The following is a 5,386-nucleotide window of genomic DNA, read 5'->3' as shown; positions in this document are numbered from 1 at the left end:
TTGAAATTCCTGAATCTAAATAATATCGTTAACACATTAGCAATGCTCTTCACCTCTTCTACAGCTTAAAACATAAGGATCAATCATGTTAAACTATAAGGAACTGCCCAAAGGCGTTCTTAATATTAATTTAATTCAAGTCTTTTCTACCGTCGGTTACGCCGTTTTAATGGGCTTGCTGAATTTTTATCTTTCAAACTATGCTGGAATGAGCCACCCTGAAGCAAACACACTCACGGCAAGCTTTTTTGCAATTAATTTCCTCTTCCATTTTCTTGGTGGTGCTGTAGGTGGTCGCTACCTTACTTTCCGTGCACTATTTTGCATCAGCCTTCTTCTTCAGTTTATTGGCCTATGTCTTATTGCCATTCAAATACATACTATCATTTTGATCGGCATGGCCACGTTTATTACCGGCTCAGGATTAAACGTCAGCTGTATCAATATGATGCTAACTCAGCTTTTTTCGCAAGAAGATAAACGTCGCCGCATTGCCTTTGCTGTCAATTATAGCTTTATGAATATGGGCTTCGTTTTAAGCTTTGCCGTCGCAAGCTTTTTACAAAGCCATAATATGTATAGCCAAGCCTTTATTTTGCAGCTGTATGTATCATCGTTGCCATGGTAATCCACTTAAAATCATGGAAGTATTTTAATGATAAAAATACTTATTTTGTCACCGTATTTTATAAATCAACTAAGCGCTTATACACTGCACCTGCGATTATCCTAATTTGCTTATGCTTTGCCTATTATCTCATGCACAATCCAGTACTGGGCTCAACATTAATTTATATTCTCTTTATTGTCTTATTGCTCAGTATGATCAACTTTGCCCTCAAACAAAGCCATGAATATCGTACTAAAATTTTCGCTTATCTGATTTTAAGCTCCGCCAGTATGATTTTCGCCTGCGTTCAAGGTTTGCAGTCTACAGCCTTGGAAAATTTTGTTGAATTTAACACCTCTAAGTCTTTATTTGGCATTCCGATGCAACCGGCAACAGTCAACCTATTTGAAAGCTTAGGTGTGATTATCTTTGGCTTTGTACTTGCAAACATGATGCGCAAACGTCAGCAAGAAAAACGTCCTTATTTGCCAGGGCTTCTTGTTACTCGAGGGCTTAGCTTGTATATCATTGCCTTTTTAATGATCCCAATCGGTATTTATCTTGTCGGCAATAATCACCTTGTCAATGTTATTTTCCCAATTTTACTGCTATTAATTGTTGCTGCGGGTGAAATTCATGTTAATGCCGTTAACTACGCAATGGCAGGTGAGATGATGAAACCAGAACACCAAGGCTTATTTACAGGCTATCTATTTATGAATATCGCTTTCGGCATTAACCTTGCTGGGCCAATTTCAAATTTTGCGATCAGCCAAAGCCTTGAAAGTCACAACATCACAGCAGCAGCATCAAACCCGTTATATATGCAAGTTTTCCTAATAATGTCAGCCATTGCACTCATCATTACTCTTGTTTTCTTTTTCTTGATGAACATACTTAACCGTATGCTGCATACACAAAAGTTAGAACCTAAATTAAATAGTGAGTTAAGCTAAAGTTTTATTAGCCTCATCATGCTGCTACCATGAGGGGCTAGATCTTTATTTATATAGTCATTTTGAAAGAAAATATAAACTAATATCTAATATGACGACTTAATAATATTACTTTAATTATTTTAATTTATAATATCCCAATAAGATAAAGCACATCAGACAAAATTGAAGCTTACTCTCAATAGAGTAATATCTAAAAAATCTATATAAATAGCAAATATTGCCAAATCTAACAAATTCAATAATAAAATAAATAAATATCAAAACAAAATATAACATAACATAGCAAATATATTTTTTTGTTTAACATATTTACATTAAAAATACATTTAGTAACAAAAATTAATTTATTTAAATAACATTAAATAAATAAAAAAATAAATAAAATATAAATAATTTTATTTTGCATTTATCAATACATAAAATTTAACTTTCCTTTTAATTTTTTATTATTTTTATTATATGAATTTGATAACTGTTCTATATCGTTATGATAAGCCTTTGTTAATAATCAAAAGGAGATTAACCAACCACCTACACTTCTTAATATCTTTAGTGCCTAAATTTAGACCATAATCTAAGGAGTATTTTATATGCCATATGTTGAGGTAGAAAGCCGTCTGTCTAAAATGCAAAAAATCGATGAAAAACCAGGAGGTGTCACTAACGGGTTTATTGGAATCAAGGTAAATAAAGGGGAAGAAGGTGAATTATTTAATAAATTTAAAGACTTTTATCTGGATAGATATAATATTGATGTTCGTGATCTAGAAATAACAAATTACTATCAACTCATCCAACTTTTTCACCTAGATAATATTAAAGAAAGCTATAAAGATATAAAATCAGCATTTACCAAATATTGCAAAGAAAACGGATTTGCCTATCTTGTAAAAAATGACCATAAAGACCCAAGGATCAGCCGAGGAGTTTTAAACCAAGTCAGTAACCCTACAAAAAATTTTAGACAAACAGGAACCTACACAAAACTCAGTGCAAAAGGAAGATTAGGTACACTGGCTGCAGAAGCTATGGGCTATGCCTACAATATTGCTAAAAGAGGGTATAAAGAAGATAAAAACAAAGAAAGTTTAGAGGAAGTTTTTGCTTTAAACTTAGCTAACATAATTGGCCTAGGTGCTCCTCAAGCCTCTATATTGGTTAAAAAATATAAAAATGGTGAAGCAAAATTTTGTGTAAAAACACACTGGGAACCTTCTCTTATCCATGACCAATCCGCAAGTAAAGTTACTGCCCATACGCGTTACCTTGCAGCAATGTTAACAATAAGCGATTATGATATGCTTGGCTCCAGAGGTCAAAATGCGGCTGCAAAGCTACGTGCTGATGGCTCCGGCACCGACCTTTATGTGTATGATTGCGGCCACCCCTTCTCCAACAAAGCGATTACAAATATTGCCCCCTTTGAAAGTGAGAATGACCTCTACACTCTGGTCGGCTTAGTCAATACCTATTTAGCCTTACCAAAATCATGGCTCACGCAGAGCCAAATAAATATTTTAGAGCATATAAAAGACTATATCGAAACTATACCAGCACTTAACCAATATATTATTCAAAATCCTAAAAGCTATCGCCAAATGAAAGAAGGGCTTACCAATGATATTGAATCTCTTGATATTAGTCATGATGAAAAATTATTTTATAAAAGTCACATTGAAGGCCTAGAAACCAAGCTTCAAGAATCATTTAGAAATACAGTAATGTCCTTATTTAAAAGCAATAAAGATATCGTCAAGGCTATTCAAGCCGCAGCTCGACGAAAGCACGTAAAACATGTAAAGCTTTTAAACAAACAATTATCCTGGCAACTTTCTACTGTTTTACAAAATATACATACTTTAGGCTCACAAGGATATGGACAAGCCTATCATCAAGCAAGAGAATCTTTTAATTCTCTTTGTGCATTTTTAAATGGCAATGACCCTGAAACAGCAATAAAGCTAATAGAACATAAAGAAAAAGAGATTCCAGATAGCCAAAACACTCTCCAAGAGCTAAAAAATCTTAAAATACAGCTAAAAAAACTTAAAGAGATTTTAATTGATCCTGATATTCACAATAAATATTTACATACTACTATTCAAAAGCAGTATGCTGTAGAGAAAATCAGAAAAGTTATTTACACAAAATTATCTAACATTACTAAGTCATCAGAAAATATTGATAAGCTTTATGATCAATTTAAAGAATTAATTAGTGCATACAACTTAGCAAAATCACAATTAGCTCATCATGATATAACACCATCAGCTCAAGAGCTATTTAACGCTGAGTTAGAAGCTATTGAAAAAAATAGTAAGCCAGACGAGCTTAATTCAGTAAATTTTGAGCAGCTCAAAGAATTTGTTAAAAATGATTTTCAAGACCTTCCTGAACATAAGCATGTTGAAAAATTAGATAGCTCAGCGACTATAACAACCGCAACGCCAAAAAACAAAGAAAGAACGATTACCTTGGAATCACTACCACCAACCAGAAAAAGAGCCTCTGCTTATAGCCAGCCTGATAGCAGCAACACTCCTCTTCCAAAAGAGCATTTAAAGCAGCAGGTTTCTCTGCAACTTTCTAGCCTCCTGCAAAACATACATAAACTAGGCAGCGCTGAAATAGCTCTTAGTGAACCTTACCAAGAGTCCCAAAGAGCGTTTAATATTCTTTGTGCATTTTTAAGTGGCAACGAACCCAAAGCCGCCGTAAAATATATAGAACATAAAGAAAAAGAAATTCCAGATACTCCAGGTACCCCTCAAGAGCTAAAAAACCTTAAAGTAGAACTGCAAAAACTTAAAGGGCTTTTAACTAATCCTGATATCGCCAATGCAAATTTACACGTCACTATGCAAAAGTATTATGCTCTGGATACAGCAAGACGCAATATTTTTGCAAAATTATCTAGCATTGTAAAATCATCAGAAAGCGCTAATAATCTTTCTGAGCAATGTAAAAGGTTAATTGATGCCTATAACTTAGCAAAAGCAAATTTACCTAACAATGAAATAATTCCAACAGCACAAGAGTTATTTAGCATTGAATTAACAGCAATCGAAAGTAATAGCAAACCAGAAGAACTTCATTCAATAAACTCTGCAAGATTAAAACGATTTATCCAAAGTGGCTTTCAAGAACATACTGAAAAATCAGCAACAGATACTGTATCGGCCACAGCTCCAATCAGTAGGAAAAGAGCTGATGCTTATCTTCACCAACCTTGTCGCACTAGCTCCCTTATGCTTAATGCCTTTACAAATGCCCATCACCAACATGCTGATACTGAAATGGCTCCTGCAATCGTAGTTGCGCCTTAAGCAAGCCTTATATAATTTAGTAATTATGAAAAATTCAGGTGTGAGCATGGATATTCAGCCTTGCCCGCACCGAATGATAGCGACCATAATCATATTCAATATCAATTAACCACGATTTAATAAACAAAGCATTTAATGCACTTAAACGCTCCAAATTGTCCTTGCTCGATCGACTTCAATTAATAGTCGCTCTAAAATATATATTTATCTCATCAAGATATAGCTATATAACTCACCTTACGCACTGACATGATAAACAATGTATAATGAAATCTGATAGATACAGGGATTTCATCAGGAATGAATAAAGAGCTACTGGATATTTATAGCGACTATTTAATTAGCCAGAACCATTATGCAACGGCAACAGGACTTTCAGATTTACTGGAAGGAAGTATCAGCCATGATAAAGTCACACGCTTTTTAAATAAAAACCACTTTGGATCAAAAGAGCTCTGGAGCTATGTTAAAAAGCATGTTCGTCAGTATGA

At 34.1% G+C, this 5,386-nt stretch carries 1 protein-coding gene and 2 pseudogenes; all 3 read left to right on the top strand.

Annotation, left to right across the window (positions count from 1 at the left end; all coding sequences use genetic code 11):
• Positions 1-85: 85 nt before the first annotated feature.
• Positions 86-1,566: pseudogene (locus C200_RS16585) on the top strand (peptide MFS transporter).
• A gap of 593 nt (positions 1,567-2,159) precedes the next feature.
• Complete coding sequence (locus C200_RS12320; RefSeq protein WP_016211525.1) at positions 2,160-4,895, top strand: hypothetical protein; 2,736 nt, start codon at positions 2,160-2,162, stop codon at positions 4,893-4,895.
• 300 nt (positions 4,896-5,195) lie between these two features.
• Positions 5,196-5,386: pseudogene (locus C200_RS12315) on the top strand (IS701 family transposase); the annotation flags it as partial.

Source organism: Piscirickettsia salmonis LF-89 = ATCC VR-1361 (genome assembly GCF_000297215.2).
In the GTDB taxonomy this organism is placed as follows: domain Bacteria; phylum Pseudomonadota; class Gammaproteobacteria; order Piscirickettsiales; family Piscirickettsiaceae; genus Piscirickettsia; species Piscirickettsia salmonis.
This window is presented reverse-complemented; position numbering and strand designations above follow the sequence as displayed.